Genomic DNA, 18643 nt, shown 5'->3' with positions numbered 1-18643 from the left:
TCGTCAGCTGTCGTCGGACGGGGAGGGGGTCTCGTCCGGTTCGGCTTTCGCGGCACGGCGCCGTTCGAGTTCTTCACGCGCCATGTGGCTGGCCCGTCGTGCGGCCTCGTACTCGCCGTACTCCTCCTCGTCCATGAGGACGGCCAGACCGCTGTCGCGTTCGACGACCCGGACCTTCTCGTCGATGGCGGAGAGACTCGGGGTCACCGGGTCGGGAATCCTGCCTCCGGTCACTTCTGCCAGGGTCACCAGCGAGTTGAAGCTCACACCAGGGAGCGGGAAGGTCGTCTCGTTCGTGCTGACGGCGAGCGCCTTGCCTCCACGGGTGAATCGTAACGCTTCGAAGTCGTCCCACGCCAATGACTTTGTCGGGCGAAAGAGGTAGCGCGCGGTGATCCCCCGTTCGGTGAATTCGGTGCGGGTCCGCAGGACTCCGATGATGAACAGGATCGGCAGCAGCGGGAGCCAGAAGAAGACCTTCGGTGCATAAGCGATGCCGACGACGGACATCGCCAGCATGAGAACGCCGGCGATCAGGTGTGCCTGATCCGTCCGGACCTGGTACGGCAGTTCGGGTGACTCCACAGAACTCATGGTTGTCCATTTAATCAGCCCGGTACCGTGACAGAGACATCGCCCGGACTCGGAGTCCGGGCGATGTCTCTGTCACGGTCTCAGTCACGGTGAAAACAGGTGTCGTGTGGCTGTCTACGGCGCGGTCGTTTCCCCGGACCCGGTGTCTCCACTGGAGTTGGAGTTCCGCTGTGCCTGGCCCTGGTTCTGGTCGGTGCCGCCCGTGGATTCACCCGTACCGGTATCCGTGTTGCCACCACCGGTGTCGGTGGAGTTTCCGCCGGTATTTCCCTGAGACCCGTTTCCATTGCCTGATCCGCCGGTGTTGCCTGTGGTGTCACCCGTGTCACCGGTGTTCCCCGAGTTTCCCTGGTTCCCCGTGTCGCCGGTGTCTCCGGTATCGGTGTCCCCGGTCTCACCTGGATCCTCGGTGTCCTGGGGTACCTCGGTGTTCTGGGGAACGTCGGTGTTGCCTGAGTCGGCCGGAGGCTCGGTACTCTCGGTCTCTTCGGTGGTTTCCACGGCAGCACCGGTATCCCGCCAGCGGTCGGGGGACAACCAACCAGGTTCAGCGTCATCCGGGTTGCTCGAGAACAGTGCGAGCAGCCCCACGATGACGAGTGCGATGAACAATCCGGCGGTGGACGGCCTGAACCTGCCACCGAAACTCAGCAGATTCTTCGTCTTGGACTCGTAGGGCCCCTCCACCAGCTCGGCGAGATCGGACTTGTCGGCACTATGTCCGTCACGTCCATCAGTGGCAGGCTCAGCTTCGGACGACGGAAGGACCTCGGTCGCCGGGTCATCGGGGTCCGGAAGTGTGGCAGCGCCTTCGGTGTCAATGACCTCGGTAGCGTCATCGTCATCGGCGTCGTCGATCGACATGTGGTCGCTGCCCGCGGTTGCGGCGGCGATCACGCGGTCCGTATCGCTCTGGCTACCCCCCTGACCATCGCCAGGTCCAGGTGCTGCGGCGGCCGCTCCTGCCGCGTCTTTCTTCTCGGCATGCTTCCCTGAGACACGGGGGTCATCTGGAAGCTGGTCGCCCAGTTCGGCACGTGCGGCGATCGCTTCGCCCGGTGCCTGGTAGCGGTCCCAGAACGTGTTGACGAGGTTCGCGCGGATAGCACGCTCGGCGGCCCACTGCGTCGCCGGACTGGTGTCGACGTTGACCCTCATGCCGACGGACCACGGTAATCCGGCCGCTGCCGGCGGTGTGATGCTGAGGGCGGGCTGCACCTCGATGTCTCCGCGGATGCTGTCGCTGACCCCAGCGGTCTCAATCGCCTCCTTCGAGGCGCGTTCGACGAGTGACAGCAGGTCGGCCATTGACTCGTTATCGGTCATGGGCACGTCCAGATCGACGACCGCCCTGGACCACTTCTGCGAGTAGTTGATGGTGACGCTCGCCTTGCTGTTCGGCACAGTGACCAGCTCACCCGCAGCGGTCCGGATCTGCGTCGACCGGAGCGTGAGTTTCACTACCGTTCCCGTGATCTGGCCACTGGTGTCATCGAAGGTGACGACGTCGCCGACCCCGTAGTGCCGCTCCGAAATGATGAAGAAGCCGGTCAGGAAATCGCCGATGATGTTCTGCGAACCGAAACCGATGGCGGCGGAAACGACGGTGGCGGGAATGGCCGCACCCATCGCCGGTACACCGAGGTTGGTCAAGGCCAGCAGCACCAGGACGAAGTAGGCGACGATCTCCAGTATGTAGACCAGGGCGCCGAGGAGCGCGAGCTTCGATTTCGTCTCCTCCTGCCCGTGCTCCAAGCGGTCGCTGAGGAGACGTACGGCCTGTCGGCCGACGCGGGGGACCAATACGGCCGCGATCAGCAGGGCGGACAGGGGGAGACCGTGCTGGATGATCCAGTCCCAGAGTGAGAACAAGAGGTATCTGACGTCGAACATGGGACACACCGTATCGGGTAAATCTTGGGGTTCCCTGGATTGTTGGAGAGGTGAAACCTGTCGTGCCCGACGCGCCCACGCAGTGGGACAGGGGGTATCAGCGGGTGGGAAATTTTCTCATTTTCCATTGACCGGGGGTCTGGACTCCACTATGGTCATTGGTTATGACGACGTTCCTGATTCTTGTATCCGCCGGGCGCTAGAGCCCCTGCGGTCACTTCGCGGAACAATCTGGCGCCCCCGCCCCGTACCCCGGGTAGCGGGGGCACAGTCGGTTCTACGGCGGAACCACACCTTGCGAGAACTCGAACGTCGGACATCCACAACACATGACCACCAAAAGGAGTGCACGGACGGTGAATGACACCTCACGCCCACACCCCAGTCCTGCGACAGTCGCTGCCTCAGGACGCAGCCGCAAGCCTGAACGCATCAATGGCGCCCAGGCGGTAGTCCGTTCCCTCGAGGAACTGGGTACCGATGTCGTCTTCGGCCTCCCCGGTGGTGCGGTCCTCCCGCTCTACGAGGCGCTCTACGGGTCCGAGAAGCTCAACCACATTCTCGTCCGCCACGAACAGGGTGCCGGCCATGCCGCCACCGGCTACGCCCAGGTTTCCGGCGAAGTCGGGGTGTGCATAGCCACCTCCGGCCCCGGTGCGACGAACCTGGTCACCCCCCTCGCCGACGCGAACATGGATTCGGTCCCGATCGTGGCGATCACCGGGCAGGTCGGCAGCAACCTCCTGGGAACCGACGGTTTCCAGGAAGCGGACATCCGTGGCATCACCATGCCGATTACGAAACACAGCTTCATGGTGACCCGTCCCGAGGAGATCCCGGCGGCGATCGCCGAGGCATTCCATGTCGCCAGCACCGGTCGTCCGGGTGCCGTCCTGGTCGACATCCCCAAGGACGTGCAGAACGCCGAACTGGACTTCGTCTGGCCACCGTCCTACCGGTTGCCGGGCTACCACCCGGTGACCACGCCGCACTCGCGGCAGATCGAGGAGGCGGCACGCCTCGTCGCCGAGGCCAAGCGACCGGTCATCTACGCCGGCGGCGGTGTCCTGAAGGCCAATGCCCACAAGGAACTCCTCGCGTTCGCGGAAGCCACCGGTGTGCCGGTGACGACCACGCTGATGGCCCTGGGCGTGTTCCCGGAGTCGCACCCGCAGTTCCTCGGTATGCCTGGCATGCACGGCACGGTGCCAGCCGTCGCCGCGCTGCAGAAGTCTGACCTCATCCTCGCGCTCGGTGCGCGTTTCGACGATCGTGTCACCGGTGACGTCGACTCGTTCGCCCCCGGGGCCAAGGTCGTCCACGCAGATATCGACCCTGCCGAGATCGGCAAGATCCGCGAGGTCAACGTGCCGATCGTCGGTGACGCGCGCGAGGTGCTCGTCGCACTGCGACAGGCAATGGAGACCCGACCGCAGGAGCAGGACACGTCCCGCTGGAGGGCGTACCTGGACGGTCTGAAGGAGGACTTCCCCCCGGGATACGACGAGCCGGAGGACGGCAAGCTCGCGCCCCAGTATGTCCTCGAACAGCTCACCGGGGCTGCCGGTCCGGAGGCTGTCTACGTGGCAGGCGTCGGTCAGCACCAGATGTGGGCCGCGCAGTTCCTGAAGTTCGAGAAGCCACGTACCTGGCTGAACTCCGGCGGGCTGGGGACCATGGGCTATGCCGTCCCGGCCGCCATGGGTGCCAAGGCCGCTGCTCCCGACACCGAGGTGTGGGCCGTGGACGGGGACGGTTGTTTCCAGATGACCAACCAGGAACTCGTCACCTGTGCCGTTGAAGGCCTGCCGATCAAGATCGCCCTGATCAACAACGGCAACCTCGGCATGGTGCGCCAGTGGCAGACACTCTTTTTCGACGGCCATTACTCCCACACCAACCTCAAGCCGGGAGAGAACTACCTCCCGGACTTCGTGGGGCTGGCGGAATCGATGGGATGCGCTGCCTTCCGGGTCACGGAGAAGGACGACGTGGCGGCGACGATCGCCAAGGCCCGTGAGATCAACGACCGCCCCGTCGTCATCGATTTCATCGTCGGTGAGGACGCACAGGTCTGGCCGATGATCTCCGCCGGTGCTTCCAACAACGAGGTCCAGTACGTCCGCGACCTGCGCCCGCTGTTCGACGAGGAGAACTCTGCGGCGGAGGATCCCGATGAGATCCACACGATGATCAAGGAAGGCGAGGAGAACTAATGTCTCAAGTCCACACTCTGAGTGTCCTGTGTGAGGATGTCGACGGCATCGCGTCCCGTATCACCGGGATGTTCACCCGTCGCGCCTTCAGCATCATCTCCATCGCTTCGGGGCAGACCGAGGTCGCCGGTGTCAACCGTTTCACCATCCAGGTGGAGGGGGAGGACCACGTGATCGAACAGATCACCAAGCAGCTCAACAAGCTGATCCCGGTGATCAAGGTCAGCCGCCACGATCCGGACTCCATCGTCTGTCGGGGCCTGATGCTGGTGAAAGTCTCCGCCGACAACTCCAACCGGACCCAGGTGGTCGAGTCGGCCAAGCTGTTCCGGGCGCATGTCGTCGACGTGGGCCCGGAGTCCGTGGTCATTGAGGCCACCGGAACGCCGACGAAGCTCAAGGCCCTGCTGGAGGTCCTGGAACCCTTCGGCATCCGTGAACTCGTTGAGTCCAGCGTGACCGCGGTCAGTCGCGGTCAGAAGGCGATGTACCCCGCGAAACTCTGATCGCCAGCGCCCATTCACGGGGTGGGATACCCTGTCTCACCCTCTGATACTTGTTGCTGATACGATGGTAGGCACTGAACGCTCCATCCGGTTCATGAACCGATTCATCCCCGTTTTCCCACGAAAGGCTGTACCTCATGGCAATTGACGTTTTCTACGACGACGACGCTGACCTGTCGATCATCCAGGGCCGCAAGGTTGCCGTGCTCGGCTACGGTTCGCAGGGGCACGCCCACGCCCAGAACCTGCGTGACTCGGGTGTCGAGGTCGTCATCGGCCTGCGCGAGGGATCCAAGTCCCGTCCGAAGGCGGAAGAAGCAGGCTTCAAGGTCCTGGGTAATGCCGAGGCCGTCGCCTGGGCCGACGTGGTCATGGTGCTGGTGCCCGACACCACGCAGGCCTCCGTCTACACCGAGGACATCGCCCCGAACCTGGAGGACGGCAACGCGGTCTTCTTCGGTCACGGCCTGAACATCCACTTCAAGCTCATCGAGCCGGCCGACAACATCACCGTCGCCATGGCTGCCCCGAAGGGCCCGGGACACCTGGTGCGTCGCCAGTTCGTCGACGGCAAGGGCGTGCCCTGCCTCATCGCCGTCGAGCAGGATCCGAAGGGTGAGGGGCGTGACCTGGCGCTGTCCTACGCTGCGGCCATCGGTGGTGCCCGCGCCGGTGTCATCCCGACCACCTTCGAGGCGGAGACCGTCACCGACCTGTTCGGTGAGCAGGCTGTTCTCTGTGGCGGCACCGAAGAACTGGTCAAGACCGGCTTCGAGGTTCTCACCGAGGCTGGTTACGAGCCGGAGATGGCCTACTTCGAGTGCCTGCACGAGCTCAAGCTGATCGTGGACCTCATGTTCGAGGGCGGCATCGCCAACATGAACTACTCGGTGTCCGACACCGCGGAGTTCGGCGGCTACCTCTCCGGTCCGCGCGTCATCGACGCCGACACCAAGGAGCGCATGAAGGGGATCCTGTCCGACATTCAGGACGGCACCTTCACCAAGCGTCTCATCGCCAACGTCGAAGGCGGTAACAAGGAGCTCGAGGGGCTGCGCGCCGACTACGCCAAGCACCCGATCGAGACCACGGGCACCAAGCTGCGTGACCTGATGAGCTGGGTCAAGAACCCGCTCGATGCGACCGCGTAGTCTGACCTGCTAAGAACCGGTTTCCGGCACCGCCTTCAGGTGCCGCCATCCCGCACTCATCCCGCAGCCGATGGCGCTGGAGATCGCATCCCGCATCCCTGACCCATCCCGGTCGAGGACGTGGGTGTAGACATCCAGCGTCATCGACGCGCTACTGTGCCCCATCACCCGGCTGACATCCTGGATCGGTCGACCCGCGGTGATGAGCGAACTGGCGAAGAAATGCCGCAGCGAGTGGAAGTGGACGCGCTCGGCACCGCAGTGCTTCGCCGCACGCGAGACACACACCGCCACCCGGCTTGAGTGCATCGAGTTCCCATTGGCCCCACGGAATATCCAATCCGTGGGGCCTTTCTCGTTAACGAGGCAGCGTAGGGTCGGCTCCAGCTCTGTACTGATCGGGATGACTCGCCGGCCGGCACGCGATTTCAACGGACCGCGCTTGCGGGTACGCACATCCATCTGTCGGGTCAGGCGGATTTCGCCGATGTCCAGGTTGACGTCCTCAACGATCAGCCCACAGATCTCGTTGATGCGTAGTCCGGTGAGCATGGCGGTGACCATCATGTCCGCCACGACAGCATTGGGGCCCATTGCGTACGTGCGCGGTTCAGCGCCCTTCCGTTTGCTCTCGGTGTACTGGGCGCCACCCTCACGGACGCAGTCGATAACGCGAATGATCTCGCCGATGGTGGGGATAGACTCGGTGAGCACGGCCGTATCGTCGTCGTCGAGTTTCGGGATGACGACGGGGGATCGGGTGACAATCCTCTCGTCGATGGCCCACCGGTAGGCGGAGCGTAGTCGGCGGAGTTGATCGCGTGCAGTGCCGGGGGATAGTCCTTTGTCGTCCTTCGACAGCCATGTACGGCACGTCGTCAGATCCGTGTACCAGTCGGTGACATCCTTGGTGGTTACCTGGCCCGCCGGATAGTCCGCGATCGGAGGGAGCTGGAGCCGAAGGGTGTTGTCGTACAGGTCCATCGTCGCCTGCCGGCGGGGCGTGCTGTACATCCACCGCTCGAAGATCTCGCCGACGGTGATCTTCTGCATGTTCGGGTCTATCCACGTGCCCTGGGCAATCTTGGTCAGCTGGTCGGCGTCGAATAGCTTCGCTGCTTTTTCGGGGGCATCGTACTCGTCGTAGGTGAAGGTCTTGGACCGTTCCTTGGCGCCGGGGTAGGGCCGGTAGCGCACCACCCACTTCGCTCGTTGGCCCTTCTTCAGCTTCACTCCGTTGGGAGGCCGCCTCTGTACGCTCATGATATAGTTCTCCTGTCTGACATAGTGCTTTGCGTTAGTAGTTGGACACTGGCCCTCATCGCCCTACCCGACGATGGGGGCCTCAGTTACGTGTGGTTGCTATCCGGCTTCGACGATGATGTCGAAGGTGATTTCCTTGCCGGTGTCTGGGTCCTTGATCGTGGCGGTCGTTCCCCCGAGGTTCAGCGGCGTGAACCCGGGGTTGAACGTTGCGGATCCGTCATCCCGCCCGGGGGTGAAGCGTGCGATGGTGTCGTCTGCGGTACTTCCCTCCGTCCACGAGGCGGGGTTGCTGGCCACGTTGATGACGAGGGGTCTGTACATCGCGATTGTTATGGGACTGTTTGCGGCGAGTTCTTCGGGAGTGAGGATGACGGGCGCTGGCATGGCAGCAGAGGTGTTCATCTCGGTTCCTGTCGTCGCGGCTTCTTGGTCGTTACCGGCACAGCTCGCGAGAGCTATTGGCATAGCGATTATGATGGCGATAGCAAGCACGCGAAGTTTCATCTGCTGTCCGTTCTTCTTTGGGGTTCTGGATCGCTGGCCTAGTCGACGTTGGTGATGGTCGGTGTTGACGTCATCTCGAGGTGTTCGGTTAGCTTGCATTGATAACGAATGGATCGTTGTTCGTTGTTCTTGTCGGTAATCTCTGTCTTCCCCTGGATGACCCATAGGTCACCATCTCGTTTTTCGACGTCCACGTCCGACCAACTGGCATCTTCTGCCACTGTGACTGTGCTATCGATCTTGTTCTGGCATGCTCGGATGGCTTCGCCTTCGGTCATTGACGTGAACATGATGTATCCGACGTAAGCTGCGCCCGCTACGACGAGGATCCCACCCATGAGACTCCAGGGCAGCAGTGTTTTGTACCACGGCTTTGCATCCGTTGTTTGGTCCTTATCGCTCACGGAGCGCTCGGGCAATGTCATTCTGTGGCCGCTTTCGGTCCTGAAGATCGGCAGGGGTCTTCTTCGTTATAGGTCGGGGTATGGCTCTGTATCGTTGAGGTGTACTACGCGGTCGCGGCCGAAGAGGAGTCTGTCTGCGTCGTCTGGGATCCACTGAGCTGCGTAGATCTGTTCGCTCTCGCCTGCTGGTACGTAGGTTGACCATCGTTCGTAACCTGCCGGTGGGTAGCAGGGGGCGAGAGTAGCTTGTTCCGGTTTGCCGCCTGGGCGTAGGTATTGGGGATGCCAGGTTGATGACGTGTTTGGCTTGCGGCTTACGACTTCTCTGGTGGCCCACACCTGGACGAGCTTCTTGCCTTCAACTTCGGGTGTTTCTAGTGTGCCGTTGACGTCGCTTGATTGCGCGCAGGGGCCGCCGACTGTGATGTGTTCGATGGTGGAGTATTCTTCGCCGCGGTCGGTCACGTGGTGGGTTCGTTCCCCTATGTGCATGGGCAGCGTGGGACGTGGAGCGGCTGTTGTGGCGTGTGTCGAGGTCGTGGGGCTGGGTGGTTCACTATCGGCGCATGCGGCAAGGACAAGGGGCACCGTTATGGCGGCGGCGAGGGTTGATGACCTGCGGGGGTTCATCCGTATCTTTCTTGTTAAATGGTCGGTAGTGCTCGCCCTCATCGCCCTGGCCGGCGGTGAGGGGCGTATTCGTGCGCGGGGTTAGATCTTGAGTACGAGCGAAATGATCATCAGTGCTACGAAAAAACCACCTGGTATAGCCACGATCGTGGCAATGGCAGCGATCAGCATGACGAGAGCACGTGGCGGTTTCTTGTAGGGCCTAGTCATCTGAGTGCCTTGCCCCTCGGCTACCTCTTACAGCTTTCCGGTCCAGACTGCTTCGTTGGTCAGGGGATCGATGTTTCCCCTGAACCGGAGCTCATAGCCGCCTGGGGTGCCGGGGGCGTTGTCGAAGCACACGGTTCCCTGTGCTTCCTGGCCTGGTTCGACGACGTCGGGAAGGTGCTGCGTGTCGTCGTTTGCTGTTTGGAGGCGAGCCGTGTTAGACGGGTCGTAGAGCTTCCATGCGGCGAGGCCGTGGATGTCGAGCGGTTCGGCGTCGCTGGCGACTTTGATGCTGATGTCGACGCAGGTGTGCTCGTGTTCTGATTGTTCGGCGGGGCGGAGGTTGGTAGGAGTAATTTCAGCTCCGGCGACGGTGAGGGGTTGCCCGATTCGGCGGCGTCATCTGCCGCCTCACTGGTCTCTGATGGAGTGCTGCTGGCGGTGGCCGTGGTCTGGCTGTTGTCGGCGGGCTCGTCGTCGGTTGTGCAGGCCGATAGTGCAAGGGGGACGGCAAGAAGCAGCGCGATTGTGGCGGTTCTTCTGATGGTCATGGTCTTGGATTCTCTCTGGGAGTGGGGAGGGGTGGTGATTGGCGGTGTTGTGATCGCCGGGTGCTTAGGGGTGGGAACTATGATAGGCGATTGTGGCGTCCTCTTACTGCTCAACGATGCCTGAACTTTCATCGCCCTGTCCGGCGGTGGAGGTCGTTCTTCTGTATCTACAGGCCGAGAGCCTTCGCCTTGGCCGCAGTGAACTCATCGTCGGAGAGAACCCCGGCAGCGTGGAGCTCGGCGAGCTTCGTCAGATCATCAACACTCGACCCCGCGGAGGTAGTTGAGTCTGTCGGCGCGTCAACGGAGTCCCGAAGTTTGCGAATGTGCTCGGCTATCTGACCTCCGCGACCGTGCTGCAGAGAGTCGATCTTCAGAGCCTCGCCCGACACTCTGAGTTTGATCCATTCGCCGGTCAGCTTTGATCCCGTGCTGATCGATGAAACATGCTTTGGGAGGATCTCACGGGATGCAGAGTCGAATGCGCCCTTGTCCTTCCCAATGATCCGCTTCGTCGTCACGGCAATGATCGCCACATGCTTGTCGATCTGCCCGGTGGCGAGCATCAAAACGTCCTCTCCGTGGCGAAGGTCGTTGAGCAACCCGTGGAGTTCGAGCCGGGAGAACACCCGCTCAGACTTCGCCATGCGCGCCTGCGCGGCATCTAGTCCATGATCGTCAATTGCACCGTCAGGAAGTAGGCCGAAGATCTCTTCAGCAAACTTCGGTTGATTCGCGCCCTTCGAGTCAATGGTGACCACAAGCTCCGGGCCGTCGATGGTGATTGCTGCTTGCATGGCCCACCGGTTGGCGAGCATGTTTCGCTTGCGTTTGACGATAATCGGATTTCCGGGGTCTGCGATGTCGCAGTCCTTGATGGTGGGGATGCCATCGATGAGCGGTTGGTAGGCATCTGTGGGAGAGATGGTCAGTGTCCGGCGGAAGGTGTGTTGGGGGGCCATGGGTCAGTGTCTCCTCTTGAGCCTCACGTAAGTCTTTATGTGGTGCTGAGAGCATTCGAGCTCTTCGGCGAGTGCGGGGATGTCGTGTCCGCACCAGTCGTAGGCGGCTTGGAAGTCGTCGTCGTCGAAGAGAAGGCGGATGGCGAAGCGGTCGGCTCGCATTTCCTGCTTCTGGTCGAAGTGGTCGTGTGTGGTGGGGTGGTCTCGGAAGGTGGCGTGGCCTATCTCGTGGGCGAGGGTGGAGCGGAAGAGTGCTGCGCTCAGGCCTTTCCGGGTGCTGATCGTTCTTGTCTGGTGGTCGTAGTATCCGGCGGGGCCGCCCTCGTGGTGGTCGGTGGTGACGTCGATGATCTCGCAGATGATGGCGAGGTCATGGAATCGGGTGGTCTGGATCTTCCCAATCTCCTTCCTGCTGGCGGCGGAGTTGGTCTTCGTCTTCTCCGCCGTAAGCGACGTGGCGGAGTGGATCGTAACCGCCGTCCTGGACATCGGGGGTGGACTCGTCTGATAGTTCCTGTTCGCCGCCAAAACCTTGGGGGGACCCTTGGCTCTTCTTGGCACGACGTTCCGCGAGCTCATCTCGCCGATCAGCCTTGGCCTTTGCTGCGGCTCCAAGTTCGATTCGGTCAGACAGGGGGAGTGTGTCTTCGGCTAGTTGCCTGACCAACTGTGCGGGGCTTGCGCTAGCCAGCAGTGTCCCGTCCTGGTCGAGGAACGAGAACACCTCGTCATAGGAGAGCTGGCCGAGCTCGACGAGTGCGTCTACCGGGGAGACGCCGAGTTTCCTCGCGACAACGATGATGTCGTCTGCGGATAGGCCGTCATTCAGGCGGTTCGTGGCCGTCCTTCTGCTGATGCCTAGGTACTCGCTGATGTCAGTGGCGGTGACACGTCGGCCGGCGGCGGAGGTGAACCATTCGCGTTCGTTGGTCATGGTGCGCACTCTAGTGGGTAATTTTTTACCCGTCAAGGTGGGTATGACGTGGGAAGTCAGGAAAGATAATGCCGACACGCCGGGAAAACACTTGCGCACACGGTTGTAACTAGGCAGGATAGTGCTCAGTTCCCCCGAACAAGGAGGTGAAGCGGGAATGTTTTTGCTTAGTCTTGACGAGATTGACCGGGTGAAGCGCGCTAACGGGCTGCGGACCATCCAGGACCTGGCGGATGCGACGGACGTTACGCGGAAGACGTGGTCGAAGGCGCTGCGCGACCGGGAGCCACAGAGCACGGTGCTGCAGGCGCTGGCGAAGCTCGGCGCTCGGCACAACCGGATTCTCGTCTCGGCGGACGACGCGCTGCTCTCCGCCGCCGCGTAACCCCCAGATACAGGAAACGACCCCGGGACGAATCCCGGGGCCACACACAGAAAGAGTATCACATGAACACTCTCATCCTCATCACCCAGACCGAAGACGGTCGCCAGGCAGTCAGTGGCCGCGCCCTGCACCAGTTCCTTGAAGTGTCGACCGAGTACCGGCATTGGTTCAAGCGGATGGCCGAGTATGGCTTCACCGAAGGTCAGGACTACACGGTCATTTCTGACCGGGTTGACCGCCAGGGCCGCGGCACTGTCGAACGCCAGGACCATGCTCTCACCCTGGACATGGCGAAGGAACTGTCGATGATCCAGCGGACCGAGCGCGGTCGCCAGGCGCGGGCGTATTTCCTCGAGTGCGAGAAGCGAGCGCAGAACCCTGTCGCGGCTCTTCCGGATCGTCGGGCCCTGGCTCAGATGGTTCTCGAAGCGGAGGACCGGGCCGATAAGGCCACGGCCGAGTTGGAAGCCGCTGCGCCTGCGATTGAGTATCACGACCGGTTCATTGCTGATGATCAGGATGTCATCACTGTGGAGGACTGGGGTCGTCAGTGGGGCTTGTCCCGCCCGCAGGCGTTCGGTCTGTTGACGGAGCGGAAGGTGATCTTCCGGAAGTCGGTGACCCGCGAGTTCTCGAACAAGGCGGGGCAGGTCGTGGACCGCAACGAGTATCGCCCGTACTCGGACTATCGCAACCTGTTCGACCTCCGCCCGCAGCACAATGCGCCGCGTTATCACAACGGGCAGGTGCGACAGACGTTGTACGTGAAGGCGTCAGGATCGTTCCTGCTGGCTAGCGCCATGAAGCTCCCGGGCACCCCGGCCGGAGAGCAGGTGTCGGCATGATTCCCGCTTTCGAGGAATGGTTCGGGTTGCCTGGCGATGGCCGGTATGAGGTCGCGGTTCGACCGTGGCAGCCCGGTGATGGTCTGACGTGTTCGTGTGCGAACCACGGAGGTCGGGTGACGTGTGGCAAGCCGGTGGTGGTCGAGAAGCGTCGCAAGCTTGAGGAGCCTGCATATCGAGGTAGGTGGGATAGGACGAGTACCAGGCGGGTGTTGTGCCTGAATCACTTAACGAAGCTGGTCACCGGGGATAGTCCGAGCAAGTCTGCTGATGATGTTGAACGCCGAGCGGCCGAGAAGGTCGTGATGCGGCATTGGGATGAGTATCAGGCGGAGTTGAAGCGGATTCGTGAGGATGCGCGTGAGGCTGTGTTTTCGGAGCTCCCGGATGATCTGCGGTCGGCCGTCGTAGAGAAGTTGCGGGCCGACGAAGAGCTGTAGCCCCTGGTCACCTGCATGGGGAAGTGCGGGTGACTCGCTCCACCGCCAGACTCGCTGGCCGTCCTCGTCGTGGGGGAGTGGGAGCACTAGGTCTCAATGACCTTGTTATTTGAAAACTACATACCCCCACTGTGGTGGCGAGATACGGGTGGCGAGCGCTGGTTCACAGACGCGCCATGACCCTCCCACACCCGGGTGTCGTCCTTAGCGGGAGCCCCGGAGGAAACGGCCACCACAGGTAGGGGACCGCAATTGCCCTACTGATGATCAGTCATCCACCGTCGTCACGGACGGGGTAGGGCACGGGCACCACACAGGTGCCACACTGACCATCGACTACAGGAGGTGCCGTATGGATGATCGACTCGTCCCGATGGAGATGACGCTGACGGAATGCGCTGCCGTCAACTGGGTATTGAGCAGAGTGAAGGACAAGGTACTTGCCGGCGTGCCGTCAGGTGTGGTCATAGATCAGGCGCTAGCCGAAGTTATCGAATCGGCTAGCTGTTCGTCCCGAGCATGAGTTCAAGGAACTGACGGCCTTCTTCTATCTGCGGCAAGTTCGCTACGGCGTAGGGCCAGACGAGGAAGTCGACCACAGTCCGCCACCGGGACCTCTGGGAGCTTCGCAGAGTGACAGTAGCTAGGACCCCGAGCAGTCGTTCAAAGGCTTTCCCGAATTCGAATGATCCTGTCACTGCGAGGTTGTCCACGCAGCTAAGCATGTGAACACAGACGGCACGAGCGGATTCACGGACCGCAGGCGACAGGGACTTGTCCTCGTCGAGGTTCCACTCGATGAGACGCACGTACTCGCGGAACTGGTCCAGGGTCTCTCTATCCGGGCTGACTACGAACCCGTCGATCATGTCGATCAGGTTGTCGAGTTGGTCGATCTGGTTCTGGTCTATCTTCGCGGTGTTCTGACCGCCCCATGAACCAGGGTAGTTGAACACAGTTTTTACCCAGAGAGGGAAGTAGTTGCGGTATGTGCCGACACGTTTCTTGTTCTTCTTAGCGATCTCGAGAAGTTCATCGATCTCGTCGAGGTATCGGACTGCGTTCCTGTGCTGAACAAGGTCAGGGTCCTTGCGGGCTGTAGACGCTGACGTGCCCTCTGCGTTCCAGTGCACGAAGAGATCGTGAAGAAGCTCTGCGGGGTTGGCCATGCCCCTTATTCAACCACGGCTATGTCGTTCCACTGCCGGGTGCGCCCGGGTCCGGTTCGTGACCGGGGTGGAGCACTGGGGTTGGGGTGTTCAAGCGGGGTTTGAATCTCCCTCGTGAAAGCGCTCGCCAATACGGCACCAGCAGCCATTTTGGCTGCTTGGTCCATGACCGGCGTTGAACCTTTCCACTGATGAGGAGTCAGCTGCACCCCACCCTGTCAATTGAGAATTTGAGAAGCCGCCCCTGGTCCTGGCAGATGCGGGGCGGCTCGTGAGGCAACCAGGAGGATGCCATGACTACACATTACAGCCCACCTTTGATGATCCCCGTTGATGAGGCGGCGGCCCTGATGTCGATGACGCCGGGGGCGTTGTACGGGCAGATTTCCCGTGGCACGTCGGGCCTGATCGTTCGCCGGGGCGCTAACGGCGGCAAGACCATCCGAGTGTCATTGAAGAGTGTTCTTGGCGTCGCTGGGATGACGTTGTCGGAGTACATCGCGTGGCGGGAAGAGGCCGCGGGTGCTCCCCACATGAAGATGCGGGGTGCGGCATGAGGCGTGATCTGTCTGATCAGGAGCAGTACGTGAAGTCCGCCACGGATCATCCGGCGGGCTCGTCGTATGTCGGTCGTCACCGGTCGGAGCGGCCTGGCCCGGAGCCGACACCGTTGGAGTTGATGGAGCGGGAGCCGTGGTTCCGCCGGCTGCAGGACGTGTACATGGTGCTCGGCGCGGTCACCGTGCTGCTGCTCGTGGCGCTGGTGTTCCGGGTGTTGTTCCTGGTGGTGATGAGCCTGTGGTGACGGAACAGCGACTGATGATCCTGGTCGGGCGTGACTATGTCGACGTCGCGAAGATGCGCGCTGCGGCCCAGGTCGCTCGTGGCGAGGAGCGTGTCCGGCTCGAGTGGTCCGCGTTGCTGCGGATCGATCTGGCCCGGCAGGAAGTGAAGCGCTCGGGGTTGGGGGATGTGTGGGCGCGTACCGATGCTGCTGCGTGGCGGGGGCAGGTCCGGCTGACGCACGGGCTGGCCAAGGATGCAGTGCACAAGATCAAGGAGGAAACGAAATGACGACGATGAAGGAACTGCTCAAGCAGCGTAACGACAAGGCCCGCCGGGTGGTGTTGCAGTCGGCAGTGTTGAAGGAACTGAAGGCCCGGCACGATGAGGACCGGGCGGAGTTGCAGGCGGATATGGAGCGCGGGGAGAAGATCACTGCGGCGGGGGAGACCGTGTCTCTGGGCACGGTGAGTTTCAGCGATCCGAAGCCGAAGGCACGGGTCACGGACCGGGCCGCGTTGCTCGGGTATGTCGCCGCCGAATCGCCGGGTCGGGTCGGGTTGCGGATCACGGACATGGCCCGGGCGCTGGCGGTGTTGGAGGCGGACTACCCGGATCTGGTGGCGCCTGCGCTGTCGTCGCAGGATGAGGCGCAGTATCTCCGGGCTGCGGAGAAGGGCGAGGAGGTGCCTGGCGTGGAGGTCAGCACTGGTAGTCCGGTCATGTCGGTGCGGCCGTCAGCGGCGGGCAAGGATGCCGCGGCGGAACTGGTCGCTGGCAACCGGGCACTGACGGCGCAGGTGGAACTGGAGGCCGGCGATGAGTGAGAACACCAGGCAGATGCGGCAGGTGGTGTGGTTCTTCAACCACAACCACGACTTGGCCGTGCCGTGCGGTGAGGACAGTTTCATCTACCGGCTTATCCGGGCTGCGTGCAAGGCCGATCAGGTCAACAGGGATCGTCTGCATGCGGGTTTCCCGGCGCTGGTGTGGGCGGTGGAGGTGATCCAGGGCGATGACTACGGCTACGACAAGGTCGCCCGGGCGATCCGTGAAGAGGAAGGAGCACCGCTGTGACGAAGGAACTCGCGATCCGCGACGACCAGGATGAGTTCGATTCCCGACAGGTCGCCGCGCTGCAGCACATCGGCATGAGCGGTGCTCACCCCGGCGATCTTGCGGTGTTCTTCCACCAGTGCAAGCGCACCGGTCTGGACCCGTTCGCCCGGCAGATCTACATGATCGAGCGCAAGGGCAAGCAGACGATCCAGACGGGCATCGACGGGTTCCGCCTGATTGCTCGTCGTGCGACCGATCGGCAGGCCGGGACGTTGGGGTATGAGGACACGCTGTGGGCTGATCCGAATGGGCAGTGGCATGACGTGTGGCTGTGGGATACTCCGCCGGCCGCTGCGAAGGTCACGGTTGTGCGTAATGGGGCGCGGTTCCCGTCGATCGCCCGGTTCATGGAGTACGCGGGCCGGAAGCGTGACGGTGGGCTGAATCAGATGTGGGCGACGAAGCCGGCGTTGATGCTGGAGAAGTGCGCGGAGGCTCTGGCGTTGCGTAAGGCGTTTCCGCAGGACTTGTCGGGGTTGTACACGTCGGATGAGATGCAGCAGGCGAATGTGGTTGAGCATCAGGGCCGTCGGCGCCGCAGCAGCAGAAGGCGAAGATGCCGCCGAAGCCGGATCCGGACCGTGAGTTGACCGAAGAGCAGCGGGTGTTCGCGGATCAGATCGGTGAGATGACGGATGTGCAGGCTCTGCGTGATCTGTGGCCGGATGCGAAAGCGCTGGACATGGTCAGTGAGTTGGCGTGGCGGGCGGTGGAGGTCGAGAACTTGGCCGAGCGTGCCGAGCGCCGGGAAGACGACAACATCGAGACGGTGACCCCGGAGGTGGAGCCGGATGGAGTCCCCGCCGACTGAACCGTTGAATCCGGTGACGGTGGAGCGCCGGATCCTCGAACTGTCGAACCTCATCGCCCAGGGCGTGAAGCAGGTGACCGATCACCTCCGGTCCTATCGTCAGGCGGATGCTGAGTACGACCGGGCGAAAGCCAGGGCTCAGCTCGCTGCGGAGGGTAAGACCGTCGCGGACCGGGAGGCTGCCGTGGAGCTCGCCACTGTCGCAGAGCGAGATGCGAGGGACGTGGCTGAGGTCGCGTACTCGCACGTGAACCGGCGGGTGAAGGCGTTCGAGAAGGAGTTGGACGCGATCCGCAGCATCGGCGCGAACGTGCGTCAGATGTACTCCGTCGCCGGCCGAGGGGAGGGCGCCTGATGGGCGGAACGAGGAAGCGCACCCCGATGTCCGTTGAGGAACGTGCGACTGTCCAGATCCTCCGGGAGAAGCGGATCGAAGCCGGTATTTCGCAGATCGAGGTGGGACGGCGCACGGACATGACCCGAGGCAGGCTGGCGAAGATCGAGAGCGGCTGCGCGCCGTTGTCAGTGACTGATCTGTTCCTCCTCTGCCGGTTCTACGTCCTTGACCCTGCGGTGATCGTCGGTGCCGCCACCATGCGAGCGGAGGAGCTGCGATGAGTAAGACACCCCGATGGCTTCGTGAAGCAGCGTGGGAGCGCGCAGATGCTGTCTGTGAGGCGATGATTCCCCAAGCGGTTTGTCAGTGGCATGGCACTGATGTGCATCACCGTAAGAAGCGTTCTGCCGGCGGCGAGCATGCCCTGGAGAACGCGTTGTGGGTGTGCCGGAACTGTCATAACTATATCGAAGCGCACCAGGCGTGGAGCTTTCCCCGTGGACTGTTGGTCCACAGCTATCACGAGCCGGTGCACCCGCCGGCGTATTACCGCGGTGTCTACACCCCCAGAGAGGAGGGAACGTGAGAATACGATCGATCAAACCCGAGTTCTGGCGATCAGAAGATATCGCTGTACTGCCGTTGTCGGCCCGGCTGATGTTCATCGGCTTGTGGTCGTACGTGGATGACAACGCGTCGGTGATGATCGGGTGTCGTCCATCGCTGCGGATCTGTTCGCGGAGGACCTTTCAAGAGACCCTCATGAGACCCTCCAGAGGGTGTCCGGAGACACTCAAACACTGGAAAACGCGGGTTTGATCGTCCGGTACTCGTCTGGACGTAAGCGACTTCTGTATATCACAAACTGGGAATCGCACCAGATTGTGAACCGCCCATCGAAGGGGCACGGATACCCGCTCCCACCTGCGGATATTA

At 62.2% G+C, this 18643-nt stretch carries 26 protein-coding genes; 17 read left to right on the top strand and 9 right to left on the bottom strand.

Annotated features, from left to right (window positions below):
- Window positions 1-3 precede the first annotated feature (3 nt).
- Both BJF89_RS05895 and BJF89_RS05890 read right to left on the bottom strand, forming a co-directional pair.
- Window positions 4-594 carry a PH domain-containing protein gene (locus tag BJF89_RS05895; protein ID WP_075813090.1) on the bottom strand — a complete coding sequence of 197 codons (591 nt, stop codon included), beginning with the start codon at window positions 592-594 and terminating at the stop codon, window positions 4-6.
- Window positions 595-708: 114 nt separating this feature from the next.
- Window positions 709-2487 carry a mechanosensitive ion channel family protein gene (locus tag BJF89_RS05890; RefSeq protein WP_075813088.1) on the bottom strand — a complete coding sequence of 593 codons (1779 nt, stop codon included), beginning with the start codon at window positions 2485-2487 and terminating at the stop codon, window positions 709-711.
- A gap of 356 nt (window positions 2488-2843) precedes the next feature.
- Between BJF89_RS05890 and BJF89_RS05885 the strand changes: the two genes are divergently transcribed.
- From BJF89_RS05885 to ilvC, 3 genes are all read left to right on the top strand, one after another.
- Window positions 2844-4703: an acetolactate synthase large subunit gene (locus tag BJF89_RS05885; RefSeq protein ID WP_075813087.1), complete on the top strand. Its 1860-nt coding sequence runs from the start codon at window positions 2844-2846 to the stop codon at window positions 4701-4703.
- Window positions 4703-5209 carry an acetolactate synthase small subunit gene (ilvN, locus tag BJF89_RS05880; protein ID WP_038547880.1) on the top strand — a complete coding sequence of 169 codons (507 nt, stop codon included), beginning with the start codon at window positions 4703-4705 and terminating at the stop codon, window positions 5207-5209. Before BJF89_RS05885 ends, ilvN begins: the two co-directional genes overlap by 1 nt.
- A gap of 137 nt (window positions 5210-5346) precedes the next feature.
- The gene (gene ilvC, locus BJF89_RS05875; RefSeq protein ID WP_075813085.1) at window positions 5347-6360 is read left to right on the top strand and encodes a ketol-acid reductoisomerase; all 1014 of its coding nucleotides are present in this window, start codon (window positions 5347-5349) and stop codon (window positions 6358-6360) included.
- 9 nt (window positions 6361-6369) lie between these two features.
- Here the strand turns inward: ilvC and BJF89_RS05870 are convergent, their stop codons facing one another.
- From BJF89_RS05870 to BJF89_RS05860, 3 genes are all read right to left on the bottom strand, one after another.
- The gene (locus BJF89_RS05870) at window positions 6370-7623 is read right to left on the bottom strand and encodes a site-specific integrase (RefSeq protein WP_083650519.1); all 1254 of its coding nucleotides are present in this window, start codon (window positions 7621-7623) and stop codon (window positions 6370-6372) included.
- Window positions 7624-7722: 99 nt separating this feature from the next.
- Window positions 7723-8028 (bottom strand): hypothetical protein, encoded by a 306-nt coding sequence (locus BJF89_RS05865; protein ID WP_075813081.1) that lies wholly within the window; start codon window positions 8026-8028, stop codon window positions 7723-7725.
- Window positions 8029-8168: 140 nt separating this feature from the next.
- On the bottom strand, window positions 8169-8534 hold the full coding sequence (locus BJF89_RS05860) for a hypothetical protein (RefSeq protein ID WP_139311905.1): 366 nt from the start codon (window positions 8532-8534) through the stop codon (window positions 8169-8171).
- An 849-nt stretch (window positions 8535-9383) separates the two neighbouring features.
- Between BJF89_RS05860 and BJF89_RS05855 the strand changes: the two genes are divergently transcribed.
- Window positions 9384-9695, top strand: a complete 312-nt coding sequence (locus BJF89_RS05855; RefSeq protein ID WP_075813077.1) for a hypothetical protein — start codon at window positions 9384-9386, stop codon at window positions 9693-9695.
- A 394-nt stretch (window positions 9696-10089) separates the two neighbouring features.
- Here BJF89_RS05855 and BJF89_RS19355 read toward each other — a convergent pair whose 3' ends face one another.
- From BJF89_RS19355 to BJF89_RS18845, 3 genes are read right to left on the bottom strand one after another with little or no spacing between them, the layout of a single operon-like run.
- Window positions 10090-10884, bottom strand: coding sequence for a PH domain-containing protein (locus BJF89_RS19355; protein ID WP_075813073.1), 795 nt, complete (start codon window positions 10882-10884; stop codon window positions 10090-10092).
- Window positions 10885-10887: 3 nt separating this feature from the next.
- A complete protein-coding gene (locus tag BJF89_RS05840) occupies window positions 10888-11373 on the bottom strand; it encodes an ImmA/IrrE family metallo-endopeptidase (RefSeq protein WP_075813071.1) in 486 nt (161 codons plus the stop codon).
- Window positions 11255-11818 carry a hypothetical protein gene (locus BJF89_RS18845; protein ID WP_158026041.1) on the bottom strand — a complete coding sequence of 188 codons (564 nt, stop codon included), beginning with the start codon at window positions 11816-11818 and terminating at the stop codon, window positions 11255-11257. Before BJF89_RS18845 ends, BJF89_RS05840 begins: the two co-directional genes overlap by 119 nt.
- Window positions 11819-11975: 157 nt before the next feature.
- Between BJF89_RS18845 and BJF89_RS05835 the strand changes: the two genes are divergently transcribed.
- From BJF89_RS05835 to BJF89_RS05825, 3 genes are all read left to right on the top strand, one after another.
- Window positions 11976-12203: a transcriptional regulator gene (locus BJF89_RS05835; RefSeq protein ID WP_075813069.1), complete on the top strand. Its 228-nt coding sequence runs from the start codon at window positions 11976-11978 to the stop codon at window positions 12201-12203.
- A gap of 62 nt (window positions 12204-12265) precedes the next feature.
- Window positions 12266-13048, top strand: a complete 783-nt coding sequence (locus tag BJF89_RS05830; RefSeq protein ID WP_075813067.1) for an antA/AntB antirepressor family protein — start codon at window positions 12266-12268, stop codon at window positions 13046-13048.
- Window positions 13045-13488 (top strand): hypothetical protein, encoded by a 444-nt coding sequence (locus tag BJF89_RS05825; protein WP_139311903.1) that lies wholly within the window; start codon window positions 13045-13047, stop codon window positions 13486-13488. Before BJF89_RS05830 ends, BJF89_RS05825 begins: the two co-directional genes overlap by 4 nt.
- A gap of 500 nt (window positions 13489-13988) precedes the next feature.
- Here BJF89_RS05825 and BJF89_RS05820 read toward each other — a convergent pair whose 3' ends face one another.
- Window positions 13989-14657: a hypothetical protein gene (locus tag BJF89_RS05820; protein WP_075813063.1), complete on the bottom strand. Its 669-nt coding sequence runs from the start codon at window positions 14655-14657 to the stop codon at window positions 13989-13991.
- A gap of 293 nt (window positions 14658-14950) precedes the next feature.
- Here BJF89_RS05820 and BJF89_RS05815 point away from each other — a divergent pair, with 293 nt between their 5' ends.
- From BJF89_RS05815 to BJF89_RS05770, 10 genes are read left to right on the top strand one after another with little or no spacing between them, the layout of a single operon-like run.
- Entirely contained in the window at window positions 14951-15214 is a 264-nt protein-coding gene (locus tag BJF89_RS05815) for a hypothetical protein (protein WP_139311902.1), read from the top strand.
- 29 nt (window positions 15215-15243) lie between these two features.
- The gene (locus BJF89_RS05810; protein ID WP_139311901.1) at window positions 15244-15462 is read left to right on the top strand and encodes a hypothetical protein; all 219 of its coding nucleotides are present in this window, start codon (window positions 15244-15246) and stop codon (window positions 15460-15462) included.
- A complete protein-coding gene (locus tag BJF89_RS05805) occupies window positions 15459-15731 on the top strand; it encodes a hypothetical protein (protein WP_075813057.1) in 273 nt (90 codons plus the stop codon). The genes BJF89_RS05810 and BJF89_RS05805 overlap by 4 nt, the downstream gene beginning before the upstream one ends.
- Window positions 15728-16267, top strand: a complete 540-nt coding sequence (locus BJF89_RS05800) for a hypothetical protein (protein ID WP_075813055.1) — start codon at window positions 15728-15730, stop codon at window positions 16265-16267. The genes BJF89_RS05805 and BJF89_RS05800 overlap by 4 nt, the downstream gene beginning before the upstream one ends.
- Window positions 16260-16517 carry a hypothetical protein gene (locus tag BJF89_RS05795; RefSeq protein WP_075813053.1) on the top strand — a complete coding sequence of 86 codons (258 nt, stop codon included), beginning with the start codon at window positions 16260-16262 and terminating at the stop codon, window positions 16515-16517. The genes BJF89_RS05800 and BJF89_RS05795 overlap by 8 nt, the downstream gene beginning before the upstream one ends.
- Complete coding sequence (bet, locus tag BJF89_RS05790; protein WP_075813051.1) at window positions 16514-17149, top strand: phage recombination protein Bet; 636 nt, start codon at window positions 16514-16516, stop codon at window positions 17147-17149. Before BJF89_RS05795 ends, bet begins: the two co-directional genes overlap by 4 nt.
- The gene (locus BJF89_RS05785; protein WP_075813049.1) at window positions 17116-17370 is read left to right on the top strand and encodes a hypothetical protein; all 255 of its coding nucleotides are present in this window, start codon (window positions 17116-17118) and stop codon (window positions 17368-17370) included. The genes bet and BJF89_RS05785 overlap by 34 nt, the downstream gene beginning before the upstream one ends.
- Complete coding sequence (locus BJF89_RS05780) at window positions 17351-17725, top strand: hypothetical protein (protein ID WP_075813047.1); 375 nt, start codon at window positions 17351-17353, stop codon at window positions 17723-17725. The genes BJF89_RS05785 and BJF89_RS05780 overlap by 20 nt, the downstream gene beginning before the upstream one ends.
- Window positions 17725-17988, top strand: a complete 264-nt coding sequence (locus BJF89_RS05775) for a helix-turn-helix domain-containing protein (RefSeq protein WP_083650517.1) — start codon at window positions 17725-17727, stop codon at window positions 17986-17988. The genes BJF89_RS05780 and BJF89_RS05775 overlap by 1 nt, the downstream gene beginning before the upstream one ends.
- Entirely contained in the window at window positions 17985-18293 is a 309-nt protein-coding gene (locus tag BJF89_RS05770; protein WP_075813043.1) for an HNH endonuclease signature motif containing protein, read from the top strand. Before BJF89_RS05775 ends, BJF89_RS05770 begins: the two co-directional genes overlap by 4 nt.
- The last annotated feature ends 350 nt before the right edge of the window (window positions 18294-18643 follow it).

Origin of the sequence: Corynebacterium sp. CNJ-954, from assembly GCF_001942345.1 — a bacterium.
GTDB lineage: Bacteria > Actinomycetota > Actinomycetes > Mycobacteriales > Mycobacteriaceae > Corynebacterium.
Note: the sequence above shows the minus strand (reverse complement) of the source record. Positions and strands in the feature narration are given on the sequence as shown.

Excerpts from the sequence above, each read along its gene's own strand:
- BJF89_RS05795 (WP_075813053.1), top strand. The coding sequence starts at position 16,260 with ATGAGTGAGAACACCAGGCAGATGCGGCAGGTGGTGTGGTTCTTCAAC.
- BJF89_RS05815 (WP_139311902.1), top strand. The coding sequence starts at position 14,951 with ATGACTACACATTACAGCCCACCTTTGATGATCCCCGTTGATGAGGCG.
- BJF89_RS19355 (WP_075813073.1), bottom strand. The coding sequence starts at position 10,884 with ATGGCCCCCCAACACACCTTCCGCCGGACACTGACCATCTCTCCCACA.
- BJF89_RS05775 (WP_083650517.1), top strand. The coding sequence starts at position 17,725 with ATGGGCGGAACGAGGAAGCGCACCCCGATGTCCGTTGAGGAACGTGCG.
- BJF89_RS05890 (WP_075813088.1), bottom strand. The coding sequence starts at position 2,487 with ATGTTCGACGTCAGATACCTCTTGTTCTCACTCTGGGACTGGATCATC.
- ilvN (WP_038547880.1), top strand. The coding sequence starts at position 4,703 with ATGTCTCAAGTCCACACTCTGAGTGTCCTGTGTGAGGATGTCGACGGC.
- BJF89_RS05785 (WP_075813049.1), top strand. The coding sequence starts at position 17,116 with ATGCCGCCGAAGCCGGATCCGGACCGTGAGTTGACCGAAGAGCAGCGG.
- BJF89_RS05770 (WP_075813043.1), top strand. The coding sequence starts at position 17,985 with ATGAGTAAGACACCCCGATGGCTTCGTGAAGCAGCGTGGGAGCGCGCA.
- BJF89_RS05830 (WP_075813067.1), top strand. The coding sequence starts at position 12,266 with ATGAACACTCTCATCCTCATCACCCAGACCGAAGACGGTCGCCAGGCA.
- BJF89_RS05840 (WP_075813071.1), bottom strand. The coding sequence starts at position 11,373 with ATGTCCAGGACGGCGGTTACGATCCACTCCGCCACGTCGCTTACGGCG.
- ilvC (WP_075813085.1), top strand. The coding sequence starts at position 5,347 with ATGGCAATTGACGTTTTCTACGACGACGACGCTGACCTGTCGATCATC.
- BJF89_RS05780 (WP_075813047.1), top strand. The coding sequence starts at position 17,351 with ATGGAGTCCCCGCCGACTGAACCGTTGAATCCGGTGACGGTGGAGCGC.
- BJF89_RS05820 (WP_075813063.1), bottom strand. The coding sequence starts at position 14,657 with ATGGCCAACCCCGCAGAGCTTCTTCACGATCTCTTCGTGCACTGGAAC.
- BJF89_RS05800 (WP_075813055.1), top strand. The coding sequence starts at position 15,728 with ATGACGACGATGAAGGAACTGCTCAAGCAGCGTAACGACAAGGCCCGC.
- BJF89_RS18845 (WP_158026041.1), bottom strand. The coding sequence starts at position 11,818 with ATGACCAACGAACGCGAATGGTTCACCTCCGCCGCCGGCCGACGTGTC.
- BJF89_RS05870 (WP_083650519.1), bottom strand. The coding sequence starts at position 7,623 with ATGAGCGTACAGAGGCGGCCTCCCAACGGAGTGAAGCTGAAGAAGGGC.
- BJF89_RS05895 (WP_075813090.1), bottom strand. The coding sequence starts at position 594 with ATGAGTTCTGTGGAGTCACCCGAACTGCCGTACCAGGTCCGGACGGAT.
- BJF89_RS05825 (WP_139311903.1), top strand. The coding sequence starts at position 13,045 with ATGATTCCCGCTTTCGAGGAATGGTTCGGGTTGCCTGGCGATGGCCGG.
- BJF89_RS05835 (WP_075813069.1), top strand. The coding sequence starts at position 11,976 with ATGTTTTTGCTTAGTCTTGACGAGATTGACCGGGTGAAGCGCGCTAAC.
- BJF89_RS05865 (WP_075813081.1), bottom strand. The coding sequence starts at position 8,028 with ATGAACACCTCTGCTGCCATGCCAGCGCCCGTCATCCTCACTCCCGAA.